Here is an 855-nt window from a genome sequence, read left to right as displayed (position 1 = left end):
ACAATATCTTTCGGCCGATATTTTTTTCTTTCCGTCTTATTTGGAAGGTTCGGCCATGGTACTATTAGAAGCTATGAGTTGGGGATTGCCCATAATAACGACATTTCAAAGTGGTAGTATCGTTGAGAACGGAATAAATGGCCTTATCAGCAATGCAGGAGATTTAGAGAGTCTTCGGGATAATATTCTTAAATTGGTAACAGACGACGAACTCCGGTTTAATATGGCAACAATGGCACTTGAGCGCTCTGTAAATTATTCAGTAGAAGAATATGGGAAAAACTTATTAAATATTCTAACATCCTAGTATATGCAGTTAGTTGTTAAGATTGTTTGGTATCTGACGAGAACATGTAAATCTTATTTGAAGTGGTTGTTTTTCCGTATGACGCGAGGCAGTTATTTTAAATCGATAGGTACCAAAACTAAATTTTATGGTAAAATAAGATTCGGAACTATTGAGAATAATATTGAACTCGGTAGTAATTGCATGATCGGTCACGATGTTTTTTTATCCGCGATTAAGGGTAGTAATATAAAAATTGGTAATAATTGTTCAGTTAACTCAGGGGGACATATTGTGTCTACCGAGAGTATCATAATAAAAAATGATACACATATTGGTGAGTTTTGTTCCATTAGAGATCAAGATCATTCTTTTGATGCTATGGATAAACCAATACACAAGCAGGGATTTAAAAGTAAATTAATTTTAATTGGTGAAAATTGCTGGATAGGAAGAGGAGTGATAATTACAGCTGGTGTTACACTGGGCGATGGATGTGTGGTAGGAGCTAATAGTGTAGTAACAAAGTCATTTGAGGAAAATTCAGTAATTGCCGGGGTACCTGCTAA

Annotated in this window: 2 protein-coding genes; both read left to right on the top strand. The window is 35.3% G+C overall.

Annotated elements, in window-relative coordinates:
• A partial coding sequence (locus AC1DQW_RS27810; protein ID WP_477457041.1) for a glycosyltransferase family 4 protein occupies positions 1 to 307 on the top strand: 307 nt, incomplete at its 5' end.
• A 3-nt stretch (positions 308 to 310) separates the two neighbouring features.
• The coding region (locus AC1DQW_RS27805) for an acyltransferase (protein ID WP_477457040.1) at positions 311 to 855 on the top strand (545 nt) is incomplete at its 3' end.

The sequence above is a fragment of the Mucilaginibacter sp. P5_A4 genome (genome assembly GCF_056400605.1).
Note: the sequence above shows the minus strand (reverse complement) of the source record. Positions and strands in the feature narration are given on the sequence as shown.